A 22,734-nucleotide genomic window follows, 5' to 3' on the forward strand; every position below is an offset into this window, starting at 1 on the left:
GGAGTGACCTCAATGAACATTCTATGGGAAAATATCGTAATCACGATCATTTCGTTTATTGTTCTTTATTTTTTGCTTCAAAAATTTGCGTTCAGCAAATTGTTCGGCATCATGGAGCAGCGTCGTGAGCTGGTTATGAGCCAGATGAACGAAGCGGCACAGACCCGCCAGCAGGCGGCTGCTTACGTAGAAGAGCAGAAGAAGGCACTGGAGCAAGCGCGTCAAGACGCTCACGATATTATCGAGCGTTCCAGACAAACGAGCAACAAGCAGGCTGAGCAAATTCTGGAGCAAGCCAAGGAAGAGGCGGTTCGTCTCAAATCCGAAGCGGTCCGGGATATCGAGAACGAGAAGAAGAAGGCAGTCGAAGAGCTCCGCAGCGAGCTGGGCAGCGTTTCCGTCAAGATTGCATCCAAGCTGATTGAACGGGAAGTTAAGAATGATAAAGCACAGGAAGAACTGGTTGACCAATACCTTAAAGAGGTAGGAGGCAGACCATGAGCCAAAATACAGTAGCAGCCAAGCGGTATGCGCGGGCGCTGTTCGACGTGGCGGCTCAGCAGCAGAAGGGTCTGGAAGTGGAAGCGGAATTGCGCGCCGTCGTATCGGCGATCGAAGGAGACGCGGACATTCAGAAGTTCATCTCCACGCCGAATATTCCGCTGTCCGTAAAAATGGACGTTTTGAAAAGGGCGTTAGCAGGAAAGGTTTCGCAGCCTGTGCTGAATACCATCGAGCTGCTTCTTGAAAGAGGGCGTACGGAAATGTTTGCCGAGCTTCTGAACAGTTACGTGAAGATTCAGGGTGCCAGCCTGGGAATGGCGGATGCCACAGTCTATTCTACCTACCCGCTTAGCGATCAGGAAAAAGAACAAGTAGCCACGGAATTCGGACAGCTGGCTCAGCAGAATATCCGGGTGACCAATGTGGTAGACGAAAGCCTGCTCGGCGGCTTGAAAGTCGTGATCGGCGACAAGCTGTATGACGGAAGCCTTGCCGGCAAGCTGGAGCGTCTCGAAAAGTCTTTTAATAGACGAGCATAGTAGATAGGGGTGAAAACGTTGAGTATCAGACCTGAAGAAATTAGTACTTTAATTAAAAGTCAAATCGAAGAATACAAATCCGATATCACGGTCTCCGAAGTAGGTACGGTTATTCAAGTTAGTGACGGTATTGCTCGCGTATATGGCCTGGAGAATGCAATGTCCGGGGAGCTGCTCGAGTTCCAAAACGGCGTATCCGGTCTTGCACTCAACCTCGAGGAGAGCAACGTCGGTGTCGTTATCCTTGGACCTTACTCCGAGATCAAGGAAGGCGATCAGGTTAAGCGTACAGGACGGATCATGGAGGTTCCTGTCGGTGAAGCGCTGCTTGGACGCGTTGTAAACCCGCTCGGCCAGCCGCTTGACGGCAAAGGACCGATTGAAGCTGCAGCGTTCCGTCCGGTAGAAAGCAACGCGCCGGGCGTTATCGACCGGAAATCGGTACATGAACCGCTTCAAACCGGTATTAAAGCGATTGACGCGATGGTACCGATCGGCCGCGGACAGCGCGAGCTGATCATCGGTGACCGTCAAACAGGTAAAACAACCGTTGCGATCGATACGATCCTGAACCAAAAAGGCAGCGGCGTTAAATGTATTTACGTTGCGATCGGTCAAAAGCAATCGACCGTTGCACAGGTTGTGGAAACGCTCCGCCGCCACGGCGCGCTGGAATACACGATTATCGTGACCGCTTCCGCATCCGAGCCTGCTCCGCTGCAGTATATCGCTCCTTATGCGGGCTGCGCGATGGGCGAATATTTCATGTTCAAAGGCGAGCATGCCCTTATCATCTATGATGACTTGTCGAAACAAGCAGCAGCTTATCGTGAGCTGTCCTTGCTTCTCCGTCGTCCTCCGGGCCGCGAAGCGTATCCGGGTGACGTATTCTATCTGCACTCCCGCTTGCTGGAGCGCGCTGCGAAGCTGAACGACGAGCTCGGAGGCGGTTCTTTGACCGCACTGCCGTTCATCGAGACGCAGGCTTCCGACGTATCCGCATATATCCCAACTAACGTGATTTCGATCACCGACGGACAGATCTTCCTGGAGTCCGACCTGTTCTATGCGGGTCAGCGTCCGGCGATCAACGTAGGTATCTCCGTATCCCGGGTTGGTAGCTCCGCACAAATTAAAGCGATGAAGAAGGTTGCGGGCGGTATGAAACTCGACCTTGCCCAATACCGTGAGCTTCAAGCGTTCTCCCAGTTCGGATCCGATCTGGACAAATCGACGCTCGCTCGTCTGAACCGCGGTTCCAAGCTGATGGAAATCCTGAAGCAGGGCGTCAACCAGCCGCTGTCCGTTGAGCAGCAGGTTGTCAGCCTGTACACCGCTGTTAAAGGATATCTGGATGACATCGAAGTAGCGGATGTCCGCCGTTTCGAGAAGGAATTCCTGGCGTTTATCGAGAGCAACAAGCCGGAAATCCTGAAGTCCATTACGGATACGAAAGACCTGACAGCAGACAACGAGAACGCGCTGAAAGCAGCCATCGATCAATTCAAGAAGGGCTTTGCCGCTTCGGTTTAAAGCGAGTTCAAAAAGTCGGATTTTCAGCGCCGCGGCTTATCCTTCCGAAGTGCGTTTTTTCAAAACGCTTTAGGTTGGATGAAGATAGGGACGTCAGGAGCGGAGCGTACGTTTTGGGTACGTGAGCACCTAAAATGTTTCCGAAGGAAACATGCTTCGGAAGCAGCTACCTAGGCCCGGCTGAATTCAAGATTCGATGCCGAGTTACTTCTTGATTCACTTCGTGATCAAAAGACGACGGCATAAGGAGGGGAACCGGGCGGCAATGTCCGGTATCCTCTTTCATCATATGGAATGTAACTTTGGCTAAAGCCAAAGCGAGCTGGATTAACAAGCAACTTTGGTTTCAGCCAAAGTTAAGTTTACGCTTACGAAGTTAGCTTTGGCTTCGCCAAAGCTAGGTTTATGCTTACGAAGTAACTTTGGCTCTGCCAAAGTTAAGCTTATGCTTTCGAAGTTAGCTTTGGCTTCGCCAAAGCTTTAAGGTGGTGAAATCATGGCAAGAGGATTACGTGATATTAAACGGCAAATCAAGAGTATCCAAAACACGAAGCAGATCACCAAAGCGATGGAGATGGTTGCCGCCGCCAAGCTCAGAAGAGCCCAGGAGAAAGCAACCGCTGCACTTCCATACTCGGATAAGCTGAAAGAAGTGGTTGGCAGCATTGCCGCCGGCACCCAAGGAATCAGCCACCCGATGCTGGAGAAACGCGAGGTGAAGAAGACCGGTTACCTCGTTATTACGTCCGACCGCGGTCTTGCCGGTGCGTCGAACTCCAACATTTTGCGTAAAGTGTCTAATTTCATTGCGGAACGTCACCAATCCAAGGACGAATACTGCATTTTCGTCATCGGACGCAAAGGTCGCGACTACTTCCGCCGCAGAGAAATGCCGGTTGTGGAAGAGCTGACCGAATTGTCGGACAGCCCGACCTTCGGCGATATCAAGGCGATTGCGAATGCGGCTGTCGGCCAATACGAGAACGGCAAGATCGATGAGCTGTTCGTATGCTATAACCGCTTCGTTAATGCGTTGACGCAGGATCCGCAGGTCGATCAGCTTCTCCCGATGGAGAACATCGGCGGCGGCGTCTCGGTAGCGAGCTATGAATACGAGCCTTCACCGGAGCGCGTGCTTGAAGTGCTTCTTCCGAAATACGCCGAAACCCTCATTTTCAGCGCGATGTTAAATGCCAAAGCAAGTGAGCTTGGCGCGAAAATGACGGCAATGGGTGCGGCTACGAAGAATGCAAGCAAGCTGATCTCGGAGCTTACCCTGACGTACAACCGTGCCCGCCAGGCAGCGATTACGCAGGAAATCTCGGAGATTGTCGCTGGTGCAAACGCGCAGCAGTAATATCATTGATATTTTATCGGAATCTATCGATCATGAAATATGCGGTTTAAGAAGAGCACTTGCCATAGTGAGTGTGTAGGAGGGAAAATCAAACAATGAAAAAAGGACGCGTTGTCAGCATTCAAGGCGCTGTTGTTGACATTGAATTCGAACGCGGTCATCTTCCCGAGATCTTTAACGCCATCAAAATTGAAGGCGCATTGGAAGGCGGCCGTTCTATAAACCTGACTCTGGAAGTAGCTAACCATCTGGGCGACAATCTGGTACGTTGTATCGCAATGTCCTCCACAGACGGACTGGTACGCGGAATCGAAGCAGTCGACCTGGGTGCTCCGATCACGGTACCTGTTGGTGCCCCAACGCTTGGCCGTGTATTTAACGTACTTGGCGAGCCAATCGACAATGCGGGAGACGTTGTTTCCGAAGTTAACAATCCAATCCACCGCGAAGCTCCTGCTTACGACGAGCTTTCGACGCAAGCGGAGATGCTGGAAACCGGTATTAAAGTTATCGACCTGCTGGCTCCATACCAAAAGGGTGGTAAAATCGGTCTGTTCGGTGGTGCGGGTGTAGGTAAAACGGTTGCCATCCAGGAACTGATCAACAACATCGCGCAGGAGCACGGCGGTATCTCCGTATTCGCAGGTGTTGGTGAACGTACCCGTGAAGGTAACGACCTGTATCATGAAATGAGCGATTCCGGCGTTATCAGCAAAACTGCCATGGTATTCGGACAGATGAACGAGCCGCCGGGCGCTCGTCTTCGCGTAGCCTTGACCGGTCTGACGATGGCGGAATATTTCCGTGATCAAGAAGGTAAGGACGTGCTTCTGTTTATCGATAACATCTTCCGCTTCACGCAAGCGGGTTCCGAAGTATCCGCCCTCCTTGGACGGATGCCATCCGCGGTAGGTTACCAGCCAACGCTGGCAACCGAAATGGGACGTCTGCAAGAGCGGATCACATCAACGAAAAAAGGATCGGTAACGTCCATCCAGGCGATTTACGTACCTGCGGATGACTACACGGACCCGGCTCCTGCAACAACGTTTGCTCACTTGGATGCTACGACAAACCTGGAGCGTAAGATCTCCGAGATGGGTATCTATCCAGCGGTAGATCCGCTCGCTTCCAGCTCCCGGATTCTGACTCCGGAAGTCGTAGGCGAAGAGCATTACAATGTCGCTCAAGGCGTTAAGCAAATTCTTGCCCGCTACAACGAGCTTCAAGATATCATTGCCATCCTCGGTATGGATGAGCTGAGCGAGGAAGACAAGGCGATCGTTGCTCGTGCACGTCGCGTTCAGCGCTTCCTGTCCCAGCCATTCCACGTTGCGGAGCAGTTCAACGGCATGCCGGGTAAATACGTGCCGGTTAAAGAAACGATTCGCAGCTTCAAAGAAATTCTGGAAGGCAAGCACGATCACCTTCCTGAAGCTGCCTTCCTGTTCGTAGGCACGATTGAAGAGGCAGTTGAAAAAGCGAAAACACTGTAAGCCGGACACCTTCGCGGGTGTATCTGACCATATCGGGCTGCAGCCATGCAGCCTGGTATGCGAGTGATTCGCGGATAACGGTGAGGAGGGATGGAAGTGAGCACCTTTTTGTTGGAAATCGTAACACCGGACCGCGTCGTTTATTCCGAGCAAGTGAACAGTGTTACGGTGCGCGGGGTGGAAGGGGAGCTGGGCATTTTGCCTGGGCATATTCCTTTCGTGACGCCTCTTCAGATAGCTCCTGTCTATGTGAAGATCGGTAATGAACGCACCCCGTTTGCGGTACAAGGCGGGTTCGTCGAAGTCCGCAAAGATAAGGTTGTCATCCTGGCTGAAAGCGCCGAGCGAGCGAACGAAATCGATCGGGAGCGTGCAGAAGCCGCGAAAGAGCGCGCGCAAGCCCGCTTGAACGCGAAAGGAAGACAGGACGAAATCGACCATCGCCGTGCAGAGCTCGCTCTGCAAAGAGCGATGAACCGGATTAAGGTAACCCAAGGTTAATCGTACAGACAGCTTGGCTGCAATGCTATTGCGGCGGGCTGTCTTTTTTATTTTGCGCGAAAAACGGAGAAGCTGCAGAACGATTAGACCCAAGCTACAATATCAGCCAACGGATAGGGGGAAATTATGAATCTATGAAAATATGCCGGTATAAGGCACCAAATATCCATAACTTTTGCTAGATTCGTAGCATAAACTGTAGCATCCAATAGGAGAGGAGGTAACTCCAATGGCTATATTGCTTCCGGAACAAATATTTGATTTGGCGCCGCAAGTCGGTAAATCCTATTACGAGAACCTGACAGGAGGCGATCCTGCCACCATAATCGTCAACAACTTTTCTGAAGGAGCGGTGGGGCTCGTCCTAACCCGCGTCAATGAACCGGTAACCACTTATGTTATTCCTGGATTTAACAGTCTTAGTCTCACAGTCGACAACTTGTTGGTGGCCGCGCTTCTGACGGGAACAGTGCCTGCTTTCGGAACGATTCATATTGCCACGGCAGTATAATTGAAAGAAATAAATAGCCGAAATTTCAATGGGAACCTCGAAATGAGGTTCTTTTTCATAGATGAAATCATGTGACCAAAGAATCAAAACAAGGCTTTTTTCATAAAAAAAGAGCTTAAGACAGATTCAATAGAACGCATAGGAGAAGATGAACTGCAGGCATGGGAGAGCAAAACACTTCCAGGAGCTACAGGCAATTTGAGGGAATGCTGCAATGGGAGCTTAAGCATACGGCATCTTTTGTGACGGATAATTACTGTTGTATAGGAAAAACTTAAAACAATTTTTACTAGTATTTGGAAATCGAATTAATCAGAAAAGGATTATAGTTCCATGATCAAAAGATCAAACAATGGTATATTCTAAGCGAATAGTTAATGTTACAGGCTAAATTGTGAGGAAATACGCATAATATGAATGTTCATAATAGAAACGCCAATACCGGGATTAGACTTCTGCTAATTGCGTTGGACCGAACATTTGATCATCTTGTCGACAATCTTTATTATTTCCGAGGAAATGTCGGATAGAAAGTGCTGGATTCTTCAGTCCGGGCAAAGTATTATAGAATAGTCGAGCCTTATGGGCAGATAATTGAAGAATGGAGGAGGGAACATGAATCAGGATTTATCCAATTCAATTTCCGGTGCTGTAGGGGTTAACGGACTAATGTCCATTATCGTTTCCCTGGCTTGTATTGCGTTGGCATGGTGGGCGTTACAACATCTGAAACTGGATTTGGTCGTCCGACATCCGAAGGGACCGCAGGGGAAGCTTCTGCATCTGCTGCTAGCCATCGTATTAGGACGTTTTGTTGCTGAATTTCTAATTGACTATATTACATGGAGTCAAATGATCCGATATATGCTTTAAAGCAAGAGTGAGCCGCGTATCATCATCAAGCTTAGGGAAAGAAATTTTGAACCGTACATAAGGTTAGGTATTTGTAAATATCTCCCCTGTTTGAATGATTGTGCGAATGGTTATATCTCTGTTAGGTTGCTTGAAGAAGATGTCGAATAAACACATTTTATTATGTGAACACTGAGGTTAAGGATTCGATCGGGCGGACGATATGACTTCCGGACTATCTTGTTCTCCCGGTAATGGTTACACATTGACAATTGCATGTCAGTCGTGGTACCTTTCGATAGGTCCATACTGTGGATAACAGATGCGTCATGGAAGTGCATCATGAGTTTTTCAGTTCCTGGACTAAACGCCGTATCAGATGTCATAAATAGTTCAAAGATCGCTTGTTTAGCGGAAAATAACAATGATAAGATGAAATTTAGGGAATTAGCAAGGAAATGCACTACAACTATGCTTGAGGAATATTATGGACGCGGAGGGAAACCATGATGAGCAAATTTATCGTCCGCGGTGGCAAAAGACTGACCGGAAGCGTCAAAGTCAGCGGAGCAAAAAATTCAGTTCTTCCGATCATCGCTGCCTCTCTACTAGGGGAAGTTGGGGAAAGTGTTATTATTGACGCTCCTCCTCTTGACGATGTAATTACAATCAGTAAAGTATTGGAGTCGCTTGGTGCAGGCATTACATATCAGGATGAAGTCATTCGTGTGAATGCAGAGCACATAACGACATGTGAAGCACCTTATGAGTGGGTGCGGAAGATGCGGGCGTCTTTTTTGGTCATGGGACCTTTGCTTGCACGCTGCGGACAAACCCGGATTTCTCTTCCGGGGGGCTGCGCGATTGGCACAAGACCGATCGATCAGCATTTAAAAGGATTTGAAGCACTCGGGGCTGAGATCAGCCTCGGACAAGGATATATCGAAGCAAAGAGCAATGGTAAGCTTCGCGGCGCGAAGATATATCTGGACGTCGCAAGCGTAGGCGCAACGGAAAATATTATGATGGCCGCAACCTTGGCTGAAGGTGTCACGGTTATCGAAAATGCGGCGAAAGAGCCGGAAATTGTCGATTTGGCGAATTACTTGAATGCCATGGGCGCTAAAGTTCGCGGTGCCGGAACAGGGATTATCCGGATCGAGGGAGTCGAGCAGCTGCACGGCGTGAAGCATCATGTCATACCGGATCGGATTGAGGCAGGCACATTTATGGCTGCCGCCGCGATTACCGGGGGCGATGTGTACGTCGAGGGTGCAATTGCGGATCATTTGGGGCCAGTGATCTCCAAAATGGAGGAGATGGGCGTTACGATCCTGCCGGATGAGAACGGCATTCGCGTTATTGCGGACAAACCGCTGAAATCGGTAGACGTTAAAACGCTGCCTTATCCTGGCTTCCCGACGGATATGCAGTCTCAGATGATGGCGCTTCTGTTGGTGTCGGAAGGTACAAGTGTCGTGACGGAAACCGTATTTGAGAACCGCTTTATGCATGTGGATGAGTTCCAACTGATGAATGCGGAAATCAAGGTTGAGGGACGTTCTGCCATCGTTACCGGTGGAGCCAAGCTGAAGGGAGCCAAAGTGACCGCTACCGATTTGCGTGCGGGAGCTGCTCTGATCCTGGCCGGTTTGGTATCGGAAGGCACGACGGAGGTTGGCGGAGTTCAGCATATCGACCGCGGCTATGTCAATTTAGCCGAGAAGCTGTCGGGTCTTGGCGCAGACATTTGGAGAATTTCCACGGAGGAGCCGGGCACCGAGAAGGCTTCGAAGAAGCCTGCGGACGACGCGGAAGACAGCAAACTGTTTAATGTTCAGCCTACCTGGGCTTAATGACCTCGTTTTTTGAAGACTCTCTAATTCAAGATTCATGAATTTAATACGGAGTAGCAAATGGCTTTGCCTGAGGGCAAGGCCATTTGTCGTTTATATATCAAAAAATGCGCAAATCGGCAAAGGCACTTGGCCAGGCAGTGATCGCAGCTGCAGGGAAACGCGCAGGGATCTTTCTTTCCGGATGGTTTATGGATCGGAGCTTATGCTCGATTAATCCGGAATCGCGTGGGTCTAGCGGAAACGATACTGAAGTTCTAGGAGAATTGTTATGTCCAGCGAGCTTTCGTATTCTCCGTCGATCCAGCAAGAACTCTCATCACTGGTAAGGCGTTATGTTTTAGTAATAAAAAAGATAACTGAAGCAAGCGTACTGGAGGCCTATGCCATCTAATTTTTCAAGCAGCGTCAATAATGGGGCTCACAAGTAGGGATGGAGCTTCTTATACGACATTGGTTGTTCTTATTTATTGATGGCCCCGTACAAGAATGTGATCTCAGATAGAGGATCTCTCCCCGTTTCTCATACCGACAGTTTACTCCCCATTTGAATCCCTTTCTTTTCTCTCAGAACAGTTCTAGCAATTCCCTTCGCTTCATACAGATAAAGTAGAGCGTACGAAAGGTAGAAACGAAAGTGCTGGAAGAGTGATGTCAGGAGGGAAACGCAAATGAAAGATTCCAAGTATCGGATGAATGTCCATCTTTCAGATAAGGAACAAATTTTGGGTCCGGCGGTGCAAGCGAATGAGGATGATGTTCAGGCGCATCGTGAATTCACGGAAGGCGCGGCCGCACCGGTATTGAAGTGGGCGTTCCCGGCAGCCCCTGAGCCGCAGGCCCAGGGGGGCCGCCCTTCGCCCGGCCGGCTCGAAGAGGAACAATACGAGCCGGCACAGGGGCCGCGCGGGCACCGCGGCCCCGGCGGGCCGGACGCCTCCGGCAAGTCCGGCCGGCCCCTTCGGGCGGCGCAGACGCCGCCGCCCGGCAGCCCCGCTGGCGCACGCGCACCGCACGGCGCTGCGCCGGGCCCCGGCGGGCCGGCGGCCATGCCGCATGGCCCGCAGCCCGCGGCCGGGCCGCCGCGCACTGCGGCGGCGGACGGCCGCGCCCCCGCGGGGGCCGCACGTTCCGTGCGCGGCCCCGGGGGCTGTGGCGCCGCGGCTTTGCCGCGCGGCGCCGCCCGGCGGCCGGAAGACGGCGGGTGCGCGTGCACCCTGCCGTCTGGGCCATAGCCGGGCTGCTGGCCCTGGCGCTTGCGCTGCCGCTGCTGGTCGTTGCCCCAGGCAACGGCCAGCCAGAGCCGCTCCCGCCGGGCCCGGCGCCCGTACCTTCCGCCGAGCCGCAGGCGGCGGAGGAGCCCACGGTGTCCGTCTATCTAACGCGGACGGACACCGTGGAGGAGCTCCCGCTGGAAACCTACCTGGTCGGCGTACTCGCCGCCGAAATGCCGGCGGAATTCCAGCCGGAGGCACTTAAGGCACAGGCAATCGCTGCACGGACCTATATCGTGCAGCGGCTGTTGTCCGGCGACCGCAGCGGTGTACCGGACCCCAAGGCCGTGGTGACGGATACGATTAGCCACCAGGCCTATCTGTCTCAAGATCAGCTGGAGAAGGAATGGAAGCAAGCAGGGAAGGAAGCGGAGCTGGCGAAGCTCAAACGGGCCGTGGACGAGACGAGGGGAATGGTCATGACCTACCAAGGAGAGCCGATTACGGCTTCTTTTTTCTCGACAAGCAACGGCTTTACGGAAAATTCAGAGGATTATTGGAAGAATGAGATTCCCTATCTGCGAAGCGTGGAGAGCCCGTGGGATGTCAAGATTTCACCAAAGTATAAAACGACCGTAACAATGTCCCGAGCGGAGTTCATAGACAAGCTAGGGCTTACGGATGGCGCAGTTCCGGTATCGGCAGGCGGGCAGGGGAGCGGTTCGCCGATCGTGAAGATTCTTTCATATACGGAAGGTCATCGGATCGAGAGACTGAAGGTTGGAGGCAAGACGTTTACGGGGCGTGAAGTGAGAGAGAAGCTTGGGCTGAAATCCAGCCAATTCAGCTTTAAGATGATAGACGGGAAAATCGAGATTACGACCTACGGCAACGGGCATGGGGTTGGCATGAGCCAGTACGGGGCCGAAGGGATGGCCCGGGAAGGCTACAAGGCCCAGGACATCCTGAAGCACTACTATACGGATATTTCGTTTGACCAAACTTCCAATCTTCTGTCTTTAAAAGAGAGTTCAAAAAGTCGGATTTTCAGCACCGAGAAGGTTGAATGAAGCCAGGGACTGAGGAGCAGAGCGTACGTTTTAGGTACGTGAGCACCGGAAGGCCCGGCTGAATTCAAGATTCGATGCCGAGTTACTTCTTGATTCACTTCGTGATCAAAGGACGACTTTTTGAACAACCTCTTAAAAAAATAATAGTGAGATAACGTATAAAAGATTTACCCCCGGTAACAATAGGTTACTGAGGTGATTGCAAATGAATGAACAAAACAAAAATACTAAACCCCACGAAGAAGCTCCTAAAACTGTGCAGGGAGATTCGTCGGCAACGTCGTCTTCGTGGAAGAAAGCATTATCCAAACGGTGGGTGTTCCCGGCAGCATACTTAGCAGCAGCGGCAATTATACTAACCCTCGTGTGGGTCTACCAGGACGCCAGCCAAAAAACGCTGAAGCCACAAGAGGAAAACAGTACGGTATCTGGATCGGTAGTAGGTTCGGAGACGCCGGCTGCGGAAGGCAAAGACGGAGAAGCTGTTGAAGTGACCGCGAATGCGCAATCGATGATTTGGCCTGTAGCGGATGACGTTGCGGTAAGTGTGGTTAAGCCTTACTTTGATGAGGAGTCCCCGGAAACGCATCAAGAGGCGATGGTGCAATATAACGATACCTTCAGCCCGAACCTGGGGATTGATCTGGCAACCGCCGACGATCAAGCGTTTGAAGTCAGAGCCGCGCTTTCCGGTAAAGTGACACGCGTGGAGAATCATCCGCTGAACGGCAACGTGGTGGAAGTTACATCGGGTGACACGAGAACCGTGTACCAGAGCTTGAATGAGGTGAAGGTTTCCGAGGGTGCTGAAGTGAAGCAGGGCGATGCGATTGCTACCGCCGGCCGCAATGAGCTTGAGAAGGACCTCGGTAATCATCTGCACTTCGAGGTGTATGAAGGCGATAAGCTGGTGAACCCGGAGAAGCTGCTCCCGCAAAAATAATTTGAATATTATGCTAACGGCGCCCACCGCGCTCGACACCGGACAGGATCCAGATCCTGTCCTTTTTTTATCTGCTTGAAATGAACCAAGACATATTGAAAGGCAGCAGCAGCTGATGGACAAAGATTCGCCTTCATACCCTGTAGGATCGGTTGATTTTTTACGAATAAGTCCCGAAGGAAAAGCATATGGGGCCGTGGATATCCGGTGAAACATAACGGGGGATCCGGCTGCCCCTCCTAGCGTGCTGTGAAGGCAAGTCCAACCCTTGCTGCGCCTTGCGTTTTCGTGCTTTTGGTCCGGCCTCGTCCCGGCATGTCCAGAAAATAAATGGGTCTGCTTAAGCTTGTCAGCCCGTGAAACCGCGAATATCCCGTCATGCCCCTCATATAATGTACCAAACTATCCACACAGTAGGGAGGCGGGAGCGTGCACGATTACATCAAAGAGCGGACCATTAAAATCGGACGCTGTATCGTGGAAACGAGGCATACGGTTCGAACTATAGCCAAAGAATTTGGCGTGTCCAAAAGCACGGTGCATAAGGACTTAACCGAACGTCTGCCGGAAATTAACCCGGATCTGGCGGATCAGGTGAAGCACATTCTCGAATACCACAAATCCATCCGCCATCTAAGAGGCGGGGAAGCCACGAAGATCAAGTACAAAAAATCCGGCAGCAATCGTGAACCGGTGGCCACGGCAAAATCCTGAGAAATAGTGCTTAGGTCGCTAGAATGACGTTGAATCCCTCCCCTAAAGTATGATATGTTAAATGCTGGTATAGGATCGAATCATGGGACCTGCCTTGCCGTAAATTATCATGGATTGCTGGAAATTGTCGATTGAATATCGGGGCAGTGAATGAGGACTCTTTACCATAAAATAACACTTTGGGGGCTTTTCATGATGTTGAGCAAGGATATAGGAATCGATCTAGGGACGGCAAACGTGCTAATTCACGTTAAGGGGAAGGGGGTAGTGTTAGACGAACCTTCCGTAGTCACGATTGAGACCGACATGAAGAGGGTCCTTGCGGTCGGTGAGGAAGCTCGGCGTATGGTCGGACGCACTCCCGGCAACATTACGGCGATCCGCCCGCTGAGGGACGGGGTCATCGCCGACTTCGACATAACGGAAATGATGCTGAAGTATTTTATTGATCGCGTGGGGGCGCGCAGCTGGCACAGCCGGCCCCGTATCCTGATCTGCGCGCCGACGAATATTACGTCGGTGGAGCAGAAGGCGATTCGGGAAGCGGCTGAGCGCAGCGGCGCCAGAGATGTGTTCCTGGAAGAAGAGCCGAAGGCAGCGGCCATCGGCGCTGGCATGGATATTTTTCAGCCTAGCGGTAACATGGTTGTGGACATTGGGGGCGGCACGACAGATGTGGCCGTCCTGTCCATGGGCGATGTTGTCACCGCTTCTTCGATTAAAGTCGCGGGGGACAAGTTCGACGAAGCGATCACGAAGTACATTAAGCATAAATATAAATTATTGATCGGTGAACGTACGGCGGAAGATCTCAAGGTTGCGATCGGCACCGTTCGTCCGGGGGGACGGCAAGCGGAAATGGACATCCGGGGGCGGGATATGGTATCGGGACTCCCGTTAACCGTAACGGTATCCTCCGAAGAGGTACAGGAGGCGCTATGGGATCCGGTATCCTCGATCGTGCTGGCCGCCAAGTCCGTATTGGAACGCACACCGCCGGAGCTGTCGGCTGACATTATCGACCGCGGCGTCATTTTGACAGGCGGGGGCGCACTGCTTCACGGATTGGACGAGCTGCTTACGGAGGAGCTCCGGGTACCGGTTCTCGTTGCGGAGGATCCGATGCACTGTGTGGTTAAGGGAACGGGCATTATGCTGGATAATTTGGACAAGGTCGTTAAGAAAAAATTCTAACCTTCCGATATAAATATAGGATGTACTAAAGAATGAGATACAGGCAAGGGAGAAAAATGATGATTCCGAAGAAACGGTAGTGGTCGCCTTTGTGACCGGATTTCTACCTTGTTGAATTGATAAGAACAAGAAATCCGGAAGCAACAGCGATTGTAGGAACATTTTACGTGCTTGCCCGATATCCAATTCGTTTGTTCATCTATATTGATGATAGGATGACTGGATCTGGATAAGGACCGGTGTACAAGCAGCGAAGAATAAGCCAACTCCATGGCTGGACATCCGGGTTCTTAACATTCGTTAATATGGAAGGAAGTGTCTTCATTGTTAAGAGGACTTTATACCGCAGCTTCAGGGATGATGACCCAGGAGCAGCGCCACAATACCGTGACCCAAAACATTGCGAACCTGAACACGACCGGTTATAAGGCGGTCAATAGCGTACAGCGCTCATTCCCGGAAGTGCTCGTCTCCATGATCGGCGGAAACGATCCCTCCAATTCGAACCGGAAGCTCGGCAAGTTCAACACCGGTGTCTATGCGGAGGAGAGCATCTCCTTATATACCGAGGGAGCGCTACGCGAGACCGGGAAAAGCACGGATTTTGCGCTGGTATCATCCTTCAACGTCCAGAATCCGGCCACGGGGGAGAATTATGAATTCGACGCCTCGGGTCGATATGTGGACGAGAATGGGGACGTTATTTACCGGCCGGAAGGCTTTTTCACCGTTCGGAACGAGAATGGGGATATCCGTTATACCCGTAACGGGAGCTTCCGTGTTGACCCGGATGGCAGCCTGCTGAGCGAGGCCGGTTATCAAGTGCTGGATAACAATAACACTCCGATTGTATTGACAGGCTCGGCCCGTAACTTTACAGTGGATGAGCAAGGGCAAATCATAGACGCGGACGGCAATGGGACAGGCACCTACCTCGGCATTAGCATTGTAAGCGAGCCTCATGGCCTGATCCGGGAAGGAAACGGCGTGTTTCGCATGGCCGATCCTGACGGCGAGGTTCGTTTCATGACGGCTGCGGATAACGGAGAGATCCGCCAAGGCTTCATCGAGGGTTCCAATGTGGATCCGACGCAATCGATGGTGGAATTGAATGCTGCGCTGCGGGCGTATGAAACGAATCAGCGGATCGTGCAATATTACGATAAGACGCTGGAGAAGGCCGTAAATGAGATTGGCCGAGTCTAGTATGGGCTGCAGCTCCAACTGGTCTGACGGCAGATTTCGTTTTAGGATTAGGTAAGCCTACAGGAGGTAAGGAATGAACAACTCCATGATTAGTGCCATGGTCTCGATGAATGCGCTCCAGCAGCGGCTGGATGTAATTGCAGACAATGTGGCGAACGTGAATACAGTCGGATATAAGAAGCGAGAGGCGTCCTTTGAGGATGTCCTGACTCAGGTGCAGCGGCATCATCAGGATTTTGACCGGCCCGGGCGCGCAACGCCGCTAGGCTATACGCTTGGCTACGGGATGAGGTTATCCTCCCTCGGGATGAATATGGATCAAGGGGCTCCGCGGGAAACCGGCAACCCGCTCGATCTAATGATTGAGGGACAAGCCATGTTTGCCGTTCAGGCAGGCGGAACGATCGTCTATACCCGGGAAGGCGCTTTTGATGTTTCGCCGGATCCGAACAACGCCGAGAATGTGCTGCTGGTGAATTCCCAGGGCTATCCGGTGCTGGACGTTAATAATCGTCCGATTTCGCTGCCGGCTAATGGCAAGGTTGCGGTCGATGAGAACGGGCAGATCATCCTGGATACGCCTGCTGGTCGGAGACCTGGGGCTACATTGAAACTGGTCGAGCTGAATCGTCCGGAGGGGCTTGTATCCGTAGGGGATAATCAGTTCGTGCTCGGCAACGGGCTCGCCGAAGGGGATGTGTTCGACCTGACGCCGCGAAATCCGGTTGATCCGGCAAAATCCAAGGTCCTGTCCGGCTATGTAGAGCAATCCAACGTCAACCTGACGGAGGAAATGACCAAAATGATGGAAGTTCAGCGGGCTTATCAGCTGGCTTCGCGGGCACTCAGCTCGAGCGACACTATGATGAACCTTGCCAACACTATGCGAGGGTAGGTGGGCATCATGAGCGAACCGAAAAGCGGGGCGAAACGTGAAACCAAGGCGGAATCCAAGAGTAAGGAAGCAGCGAAGCCGCGCTCCAAAACTTCCGGGTGGAAAATTGCCGTACGGATCATGATCCCGATTTTGCTCATATTGGCATTGTTTGGCGGCATGACGTTCGGTTATGTCGTGCTGGGCAAGCAGGAGCTTAGCGAAGTGTTTAAATGGGACACTTGGAGGCATGTTTTTGACCTGATTTTCGCACCTTAGCCGGTGCAGTACGTGATGGAAATAATGTGTTAATATAAGCTGAAACTCCCAATCCGGGAGTTTTCTTTTTTTAGGGTAAAACGGTATAATGGGATGGGACTTGCACATCGGTTCTTTGATGAGGAAATCACATATGCGTAAAAAGGGCCTTCTCCGCAACGACAAAGCTGTCCTGCGAAAAAAGCCCCTTATGTGAAACCTTCACTTCTGCAGTGGTGAAGGATATCATCATTTTTTCCGCATGCCCGTTTTTTTATGCATACTTGAAAAGAAAAGCTCAACTTAGAGATGAACAATGAAGGTTACCCTAATGCTCGCTGGCAAGAGCATAGCACGAAAGACAGCCGTCAGTTCGAGGCCCGCGTTTTCAAATGCTGTGCTTGGCGGGTACGTACATAAGGAGGATTTTGAAGAATGTTGAATATTAAACAGATTCAAGAGATTATTCCGCATCGCCCCCCGTTTCTGCTTGTTGATAAAATTGTGGAGATCGAGGACGGCAAGCGCGCGGTCGGTATCAAAAACGTAACGATCAACGAGCCGTTCTTTGTCGGCCATTTTCCCGAATATGCCGTGATGCCGGGCGTGCTTATTGTGGAGGCCTTGGCACAAGTCGGTGCGGTCGCTATTCTCAATGTGGAGAGCAACCGCGGAAAGCTGGGATTTCTGGCAGGGATCGACGGCTTCCGGTTCCGCGGTCAAGTCGTGCCGGGGGATACGCTCCGATTGGAAGTTGAAATCATTCGCCTGAAGGGCATGATCGGAAAAGGAAAAGCGACAGCAACGGTCGACGGACGCGTGGTTGCCGAGGGGGAAATTATGTTCGCGCTTGCGGACAAGGAATAGCCCATGCAGTGCGAGTTCAAAAAGTCGGTTTTATCAGTATTACGTCTTCATATTCACTCCCGTGTGATCAAAAGACGGCTTTTTGAACAGCCTCTTGCAGACAATTCTTGCTTGAAGGGAGACTTTTTTCATGTCAGAGATGAGTCAGAGAACGAAGGATACGGTTCAGCGCTGGTTAAACGACCCTTATGTCGATGAGGAGACAAAACGGGAGCTTCGTGCACTGGAGAATGATACCCGTGAGCTGGAGGAGCGGTTCTACCGCGATCTGGAGTTCGGTACAGGCGGACTTCGCGGCGTGATCGGCGCCGGCAGCAATCGGATGAATAAATATACCGTAGGACGGGCTACGCAAGGCTTCGCCCAATATATTCTCGATACCCATGGTCAAAAGGAAGGGAAGCCTTCGGTGGTCATCGCTCATGATTCGAGGCATTTCTCGCCGGAGTTTGCGCTTGAGGCCGCTCTGGTGCTTGCCGGTAATGGCATTGTAGCCAAGCTGTATCCGTCTTTGCGCTCCACGCCGCAATTATCGTTCAGCGTCCGCCATCTGGGTGCCTCGGCGGGAGTTGTAATCACGGCCAGCCATAATCCTCCGGAGTATAACGGCTACAAGGTATACAATCAGGAGGGAGGCCAGTTGGTGCCGCATGAAGCGGAGAAGGTCATCGCCCTGATCCAGCAGGTGGATTCCTTTGCCGCCGTGAAGAAGCTTTCGAGGGAGGAAGCGGAAGCGCAGGGTCTGCTAGTATGGCTTGGCGAAGCTGAAGATCAAGCCTTTATCGATACGGTTGCCGCTGTTTCCGTGAATCGGGAGGCGATTGCATCCCGGCTTGCCGATGATTTCAAAATCGTGTTTACCCCGCTGCATGGCACGGGTCATGAGCCGGTTAAGCGCGTCCTCGAAACGATCGGATTCAAGCATATTTATGTGGTGCCGGAGCAGCAGCAGCCGGATGCCGATTTCTCCACGGTGAAGTCTCCGAACCCGGAAGAGCGCGAGGCGTTTACGCTGGCCATGAAGCTTGGCGAGGAAGTGGGCGCTGATATTCTGATCGGTACCGATCCCGATGCCGACCGCATGGGGGCCGTCGTTAAGAACCGTCAGGGAGAATATGTCGTGCTGACCGGCAATCAGTCCGGTGCGATCATGATTCATTATCTGATGAGCCAGCTGAAGGATGCGGGCAAGCTGCCGAACAATGGAGCGGTTATCAAGACGATTGTAACCAGCGAAATGGGCGCGGCCATTGCCGAGCATTACGGAGCAGCAGTGCTGAATACGTTGACGGGCTTTAAGTATATCGGCGAGAAAATGACTCAGTTTGAGCAGTCCGGCAGCCACACCTTCTTGTTCGGCTATGAGGAAAGCTACGGCTACCTCGCAGGCAATTATGCCCGCGATAAAGATGCGGTGCTGGCTTCCATGCTGATTTGCGAAGCGGCCGCTTACTATAAAGGACAAGGAAAGACCTTGTATGATGTACTCCAGGAGCTGTACGAGCAGTTCGGTTATTTCCTGGAAAGGCTCGAGTCCCGAACCTTGAAAGGGAAGGATGGCGTAGCGCAAATCGCGGCAAAAATGTCAGATTGGCGCAACGATCCTCCGCAGGAAATCGGCGGCATACGGGTCGAGCAGGTGCTTGATTACGCGAACGGTCTCGACGGCTTGCCGAAAGAAAATGTACTGAAGTATCTGCTCGAGGACGGCTCCTGGTTCTGCTTGAGACCATCGGGCACCGAGCCGAAGATTAAGGTATATTTCGCCGTTCGCGGAGCTTCCATTGCAGATGCGCAGGAGAAAATTCAACAGCTGGTTGAGCGTGTAATGGCTCGCGTCGATGCCTGACGGATTGAAGGAATAGAAACGAATTTAGAGATGGACAAACTTAGGCTAACAGCGAAGCGAGTTGCAGCGTATGCCGATAGACTGTAGGCATCGCTTTTCGCATCGCTAACCCTGTAGGTTCAATGAGGAGGTACTTTCGTGGTTCAGAAATGGAAACGCTGGAACACGGCAGCCCGGAAGTGGCTGTGGATTCTGGTTGTTCTGGGCGTTGCAGCGTCTCTGCCGGTGGGCTATGACCGGCTGCAGACAGAATCAACATCCAAGAATGTAGAACTGGTATTTGATTACCGTGATTTATTGGATGTGTCGGTATACCAAGCCAAGCCGGAGGATTTCATATCCGAGCAGCTGGATCGCTTGAAGGAAAATGGCGTTATGAGCATGGCGCTCTACGAGAGCACGCTCGACGAGCTGGTGAAATCCCGCCGAATTACCGTCTATGACGCGCAGCAAGCAGCGGATTTAACCGGAACGACGATTTCGCCGAATGAGAACTTTACGTATATTGCGTTTAATAGCGAGGAAAGCGCAGTTCTGATTAAGCCAATCATTGAGGAGACCTATTCGAGACTGGGGATTCCGGTGAGAGCATGGAACTATGAAAAGGCTGTGGACGGTCTTGTTCTTGAAACGCCTCGTTCCAATGCCGTCATTAAACCGATGACGCCGGATCCGATAACGATTGCGATGCTGCGGGACAAGGGCTTTACCATAGTGCCGCGTCTATCCGACAGTCTGCCGTATGACGAGGCTTACGTCGAGCAGCTGATGGCGTATTTCTCCGATATCGGCGTCAAGCGGATTTTGTTTGAAGGTGATGCAGCCAAGGGCTTCAATGATAATGCCGATAAGAAGAGTTTGAACGCCTTCGGTAAACTCCTGAATCAGTACAATATCGGCCTTGTGGCTATCGAAAACATTAAGCGTCCGCAAAAAGGATTTACCCAGCTTGCTTATATGACGGATTATAACGTCACCCGTATTTATTCCCTCAGTGAGCGGGATGCTAATCTTGACCCGGAAACCATCGGGGACCGGTTTGCGCTCGCATCAAAGGACCGGAATATCCGCATGTTTTATTTGAATGCCGAGCCGAGCCGGGACATGACCAAAGCATCGATCACCCATCCGTTGGATAATCTGATCGACGCATTGACGGGTACGGGACAAGCGATTCAGAAGATGGAAGACAACGGATTTACGATGGGGCTTGCAGAGCCGTTTAAAGTCACCGACTCCTCCATGCAGCGTTACTTCAAGCTTGGAGCGGTTATAGGCGCAATCGCCTTGATCACGCTGATGATTTCGTATTACATCCCATTCCTGACGGTACCGGCTTTCTTGCTTGGCTTGGTTGGCAGCGCAGGTCTGTACGTCCTCAAGCCTACCTTGCTCGAGCAGGCACTCGCTTTGTTTGCCGCCATCAGTGCGCCGACCGTTGCCGTCATACTGGCCATTCGGAAGGTCAACGATACGCAGAAGATCATTCCGGACATGAGCGCAGGCCGAAGAGTGTCGCATTCCATTGTTTTGCTGGTGAAAACAACGATCATATCGCTCGCTGCAGTTCCGGTCGTGGTTGCGCTGCTGAACAATGTGACCTATATGCTCGTACTGGATCAGTTCCGCGGCGTAAGCCTTCTGGCGGCGGCACCGATCGCCTTGATTGCCGTTTATGTCGTGTTGTACCGGGGCGGATCTACGTACAGCTCGATTCAGAAGCTGCTTAAGGCACCGATTACGCTCACATGGGTGATCGCGGCCGGCATCGTTGGAATCGTCGGCATGTACTACTTAAGCCGGACCGGCAACGCAGGCGCTGTTTCTCCGATCGAGATGGCCTTCCGCTCGTTCCTGGAGAACACCTTTGGGGTTCGTCCGCGGAACAAGGAATTTTTGCTGGCCCATCCCATGATGGTGCTTGGCGTCTTCCTATCCTTTAAATACCGCCATGCGGTCTACCTGCTTATTATTGGCGTCATGGGGCAGTTGTCGATGGTCGGAACGTTTACGCATATTCATACGCCAATCTATATTTCGGCGATTCGCGTGGTGCTCGGCCTTGGACTCGGCCTGATCATCGGTTTGATTGCGATTGCGGCGTGGCAGATATTAGAAAGGATCTGGAAACGATGGTCACCACTACTTCTAAGACGATAGTCATTTCCGGATATTACGGATTTAAAAACAGCGGCGACGAGGCCGTGCTTAAGTCGATTTTGACCGCGCTCGAGCAGGAAGGTCAGGCTGCCGGCGTGAACATCAACCCGGTCGTCCTTTCAATCGATCCGGAATGGACGGAGGCGATGTACGGCGTGAAATCCGTGCATCGGATGAGGCTGGGCGAGGTCAGGCAAGCGATCAAGGAGAGCGATGGTTTGATCAGCGGGGGAGGCAGCCTTCTGCAGGATGCGACCAGTCCGAAGACGATTCCATATTACCTTGGCATTTTGAAGATTGCCCAGTGGCTGGGCAAGCCGACGTTTATTTACGCACAGGGCGTCGGACCGGTAAACCGAAAGCTTTTCCATCCAATGATCCGCTCGGTGTTCCGAAAATGTTCGTATATCTCTGTTCGCGATACCCAATCGGGCGAGCTCCTTCAGACGATGGGAATTTCGGCAGATGCGATTCAGGTTGTTCCCGATCCGGTCATGGGCCTTCCGCTCCCCGATGACAAGCAGGAGCATAGCCATGGAGTTCTGGATGGAGCGGCTCTGGAAGATACTCAAGGTGAACGACGGATCGCAGCGGATGAAGGACAAGCTGCTCCGCTCGAGGCTCATCCGTCGGCGTCCGGTGCAGGAGCATCCGCTGGTCAGATTGATCAGGGTGACGGCCATCTTCCGACGATTGGAATTTCGGTTCGCCGTTGGCACCCTGAGCTCAAGGAGCTTCAGAGCATCGCGGATGGGCTGAAGGAATTGGCAGCAAGCCGAAGAGTGCATCTCCGCTTCCTTCCGTTCCACAAGCCGGATGATCTGGAAGCCTCCCGGTATATAGCCGAGCTGATCGGCGATGTTAGGTCGAACGGCTCCGAGATCAGCTACTATGTAGAGGAGCAGCAGCCCCAGGATATGCTGAGGGAGGTCAGCCGATGCGATGTGGTGCTCGGTATGCGCCTCCACAGCTTGATCTATGCGGCGAATCGGCGTGTGCCGCTGCTCGGCATCTCCTATGATCCGAAGATTGACCATTTCTTGAAGCGGCTGGGCTGCGAACCTGTCGGAAGCAGCGAGGCTCTGGATCCGGACAGGTTGAAGAGCGAGATTGTGAAGCTGCTTGACGGCGGGCAAGCATGGGTGACGGAGCATGAAGCACCCATCGCTGAGCTGAAGCGGGAGGCTGCTCTGCCGGCCCGCCGCATCGTCGAATATTTACGCCACAGAGGATGAT

Annotated in this window: 20 protein-coding genes; all 20 read left to right on the forward strand. The window is 52.1% G+C overall.

From position 1 onward, the window contains the following. Positions 1 to 12: 12 nt before the first annotated feature. The 20 genes from atpF to csaB all read left to right on the forward strand — a co-directional run bounded on the left by atpF (position 13) and on the right by csaB (position 22,733). The gene (atpF, locus tag NST44_RS07490) at positions 13 to 501 is read left to right on the forward strand and encodes a F0F1 ATP synthase subunit B (RefSeq protein WP_007128779.1); all 489 of its coding nucleotides are present in this window, start codon (positions 13 to 15) and stop codon (positions 499 to 501) included. Further along, the gene (locus NST44_RS07495) at positions 498 to 1,043 is read left to right on the forward strand and encodes a F0F1 ATP synthase subunit delta (RefSeq protein ID WP_007128778.1); all 546 of its coding nucleotides are present in this window, start codon (positions 498 to 500) and stop codon (positions 1,041 to 1,043) included. The genes atpF and NST44_RS07495 overlap by 4 nt, the downstream gene beginning before the upstream one ends. Before the next feature lie 18 nt (positions 1,044 to 1,061). After that, on the forward strand, positions 1,062 to 2,576 hold the full coding sequence (gene atpA / locus NST44_RS07500; protein ID WP_007128777.1) for a F0F1 ATP synthase subunit alpha: 1,515 nt from the start codon (positions 1,062 to 1,064) through the stop codon (positions 2,574 to 2,576). Between the two features lie 496 nt (positions 2,577 to 3,072). Next, the gene (atpG, locus tag NST44_RS07505) at positions 3,073 to 3,933 is read left to right on the forward strand and encodes an ATP synthase F1 subunit gamma (RefSeq protein ID WP_007128776.1); all 861 of its coding nucleotides are present in this window, start codon (positions 3,073 to 3,075) and stop codon (positions 3,931 to 3,933) included. A 95-nt stretch (positions 3,934 to 4,028) separates the two neighbouring features. After that, positions 4,029 to 5,429, forward strand: a complete 1,401-nt coding sequence (atpD, locus tag NST44_RS07510; RefSeq protein ID WP_007128775.1) for a F0F1 ATP synthase subunit beta — start codon at positions 4,029 to 4,031, stop codon at positions 5,427 to 5,429. Between the two features lie 96 nt (positions 5,430 to 5,525). After that, entirely contained in the window at positions 5,526 to 5,930 is a 405-nt protein-coding gene (locus tag NST44_RS07515) for a F0F1 ATP synthase subunit epsilon (RefSeq protein WP_007128774.1), read from the forward strand. A 229-nt stretch (positions 5,931 to 6,159) separates the two neighbouring features. Next, positions 6,160 to 6,441, forward strand: coding sequence for a hypothetical protein (locus tag NST44_RS07520; protein ID WP_007128773.1), 282 nt, complete (start codon positions 6,160 to 6,162; stop codon positions 6,439 to 6,441). 615 nt (positions 6,442 to 7,056) lie between these two features. Further along, positions 7,057 to 7,314, forward strand: a complete 258-nt coding sequence (locus tag NST44_RS07525) for a DUF1146 family protein (RefSeq protein ID WP_007128772.1) — start codon at positions 7,057 to 7,059, stop codon at positions 7,312 to 7,314. Positions 7,315 to 7,802: 488 nt separating this feature from the next. Further along, positions 7,803 to 9,149, forward strand: coding sequence for a UDP-N-acetylglucosamine 1-carboxyvinyltransferase (gene murA / locus NST44_RS07530; RefSeq protein WP_028405641.1), 1,347 nt, complete (start codon positions 7,803 to 7,805; stop codon positions 9,147 to 9,149). Between the two features lie 1,204 nt (positions 9,150 to 10,353). Beyond that, complete coding sequence (spoIID, locus tag NST44_RS07535) at positions 10,354 to 11,433, forward strand: stage II sporulation protein D (protein WP_340898651.1); 1,080 nt, start codon at positions 10,354 to 10,356, stop codon at positions 11,431 to 11,433. 205 nt (positions 11,434 to 11,638) lie between these two features. Next, positions 11,639 to 12,376, forward strand: coding sequence for a M23 family metallopeptidase (locus NST44_RS07540; RefSeq protein ID WP_028405639.1), 738 nt, complete (start codon positions 11,639 to 11,641; stop codon positions 12,374 to 12,376). A 429-nt stretch (positions 12,377 to 12,805) separates the two neighbouring features. Further along, a complete protein-coding gene (gene spoIIID, locus NST44_RS07545) occupies positions 12,806 to 13,090 on the forward strand; it encodes a sporulation transcriptional regulator SpoIIID (RefSeq protein WP_007133275.1) in 285 nt (94 codons plus the stop codon). Positions 13,091 to 13,285: 195 nt separating this feature from the next. Next, positions 13,286 to 14,284: a rod shape-determining protein gene (locus NST44_RS07550; protein ID WP_028405638.1), complete on the forward strand. Its 999-nt coding sequence runs from the start codon at positions 13,286 to 13,288 to the stop codon at positions 14,282 to 14,284. 324 nt (positions 14,285 to 14,608) lie between these two features. Next, entirely contained in the window at positions 14,609 to 15,490 is an 882-nt protein-coding gene (locus tag NST44_RS07555) for a flagellar hook-basal body protein (RefSeq protein ID WP_007133273.1), read from the forward strand. A 73-nt stretch (positions 15,491 to 15,563) separates the two neighbouring features. Next, positions 15,564 to 16,385, forward strand: coding sequence for a flagellar hook-basal body protein (locus NST44_RS07560; protein ID WP_007133272.1), 822 nt, complete (start codon positions 15,564 to 15,566; stop codon positions 16,383 to 16,385). Positions 16,386 to 16,394: 9 nt separating this feature from the next. Then, positions 16,395 to 16,643 carry a DNA-directed RNA polymerase subunit beta gene (locus NST44_RS07565; RefSeq protein ID WP_007133271.1) on the forward strand — a complete coding sequence of 83 codons (249 nt, stop codon included), beginning with the start codon at positions 16,395 to 16,397 and terminating at the stop codon, positions 16,641 to 16,643. Between the two features lie 414 nt (positions 16,644 to 17,057). After that, positions 17,058 to 17,489 carry a 3-hydroxyacyl-ACP dehydratase FabZ gene (gene fabZ / locus NST44_RS07570; RefSeq protein ID WP_007133270.1) on the forward strand — a complete coding sequence of 144 codons (432 nt, stop codon included), beginning with the start codon at positions 17,058 to 17,060 and terminating at the stop codon, positions 17,487 to 17,489. Between the two features lie 130 nt (positions 17,490 to 17,619). Further along, positions 17,620 to 19,338: a phospho-sugar mutase gene (locus tag NST44_RS07575; protein ID WP_028405635.1), complete on the forward strand. Its 1,719-nt coding sequence runs from the start codon at positions 17,620 to 17,622 to the stop codon at positions 19,336 to 19,338. 138 nt (positions 19,339 to 19,476) lie between these two features. Next, the gene (locus NST44_RS07580; RefSeq protein WP_144868384.1) at positions 19,477 to 21,498 is read left to right on the forward strand and encodes a DUF5693 family protein; all 2,022 of its coding nucleotides are present in this window, start codon (positions 19,477 to 19,479) and stop codon (positions 21,496 to 21,498) included. Then, a complete protein-coding gene (csaB, locus tag NST44_RS07585) occupies positions 21,471 to 22,733 on the forward strand; it encodes a polysaccharide pyruvyl transferase CsaB (protein WP_340898662.1) in 1,263 nt (420 codons plus the stop codon). The genes NST44_RS07580 and csaB overlap by 28 nt, the downstream gene beginning before the upstream one ends. The last annotated feature ends 1 nt before the right edge of the window (position 22,734 follow it).

The organism is Paenibacillus sp. FSL W8-0919 (assembly GCF_038003785.1).
Classification (GTDB): Bacteria; Bacillota; Bacilli; order Paenibacillales; family Paenibacillaceae; genus Paenibacillus_AQ; species Paenibacillus_AQ lactis.

Excerpts from the sequence above, each read along its gene's own strand:
- fabZ (WP_007133270.1), top strand. The coding sequence starts at position 17,058 with ATGTTGAATATTAAACAGATTCAAGAGATTATTCCGCATCGCCCCCCG.
- NST44_RS07575 (WP_028405635.1), top strand. The coding sequence starts at position 17,620 with ATGTCAGAGATGAGTCAGAGAACGAAGGATACGGTTCAGCGCTGGTTA.
- NST44_RS07540 (WP_028405639.1), top strand. The coding sequence starts at position 11,639 with ATGAATGAACAAAACAAAAATACTAAACCCCACGAAGAAGCTCCTAAA.
- csaB (WP_340898662.1), top strand. The coding sequence starts at position 21,471 with ATGGTCACCACTACTTCTAAGACGATAGTCATTTCCGGATATTACGGA.
- NST44_RS07520 (WP_007128773.1), top strand. The coding sequence starts at position 6,160 with ATGGCTATATTGCTTCCGGAACAAATATTTGATTTGGCGCCGCAAGTC.
- NST44_RS07495 (WP_007128778.1), top strand. The coding sequence starts at position 498 with ATGAGCCAAAATACAGTAGCAGCCAAGCGGTATGCGCGGGCGCTGTTC.
- NST44_RS07565 (WP_007133271.1), top strand. The coding sequence starts at position 16,395 with ATGAGCGAACCGAAAAGCGGGGCGAAACGTGAAACCAAGGCGGAATCC.
- NST44_RS07525 (WP_007128772.1), top strand. The coding sequence starts at position 7,057 with ATGAATCAGGATTTATCCAATTCAATTTCCGGTGCTGTAGGGGTTAAC.
- murA (WP_028405641.1), top strand. The coding sequence starts at position 7,803 with ATGAGCAAATTTATCGTCCGCGGTGGCAAAAGACTGACCGGAAGCGTC.
- atpF (WP_007128779.1), top strand. The coding sequence starts at position 13 with ATGAACATTCTATGGGAAAATATCGTAATCACGATCATTTCGTTTATT.
- NST44_RS07560 (WP_007133272.1), top strand. The coding sequence starts at position 15,564 with ATGAACAACTCCATGATTAGTGCCATGGTCTCGATGAATGCGCTCCAG.
- atpG (WP_007128776.1), top strand. The coding sequence starts at position 3,073 with ATGGCAAGAGGATTACGTGATATTAAACGGCAAATCAAGAGTATCCAA.
- NST44_RS07550 (WP_028405638.1), top strand. The coding sequence starts at position 13,286 with ATGTTGAGCAAGGATATAGGAATCGATCTAGGGACGGCAAACGTGCTA.
- atpD (WP_007128775.1), top strand. The coding sequence starts at position 4,029 with ATGAAAAAAGGACGCGTTGTCAGCATTCAAGGCGCTGTTGTTGACATT.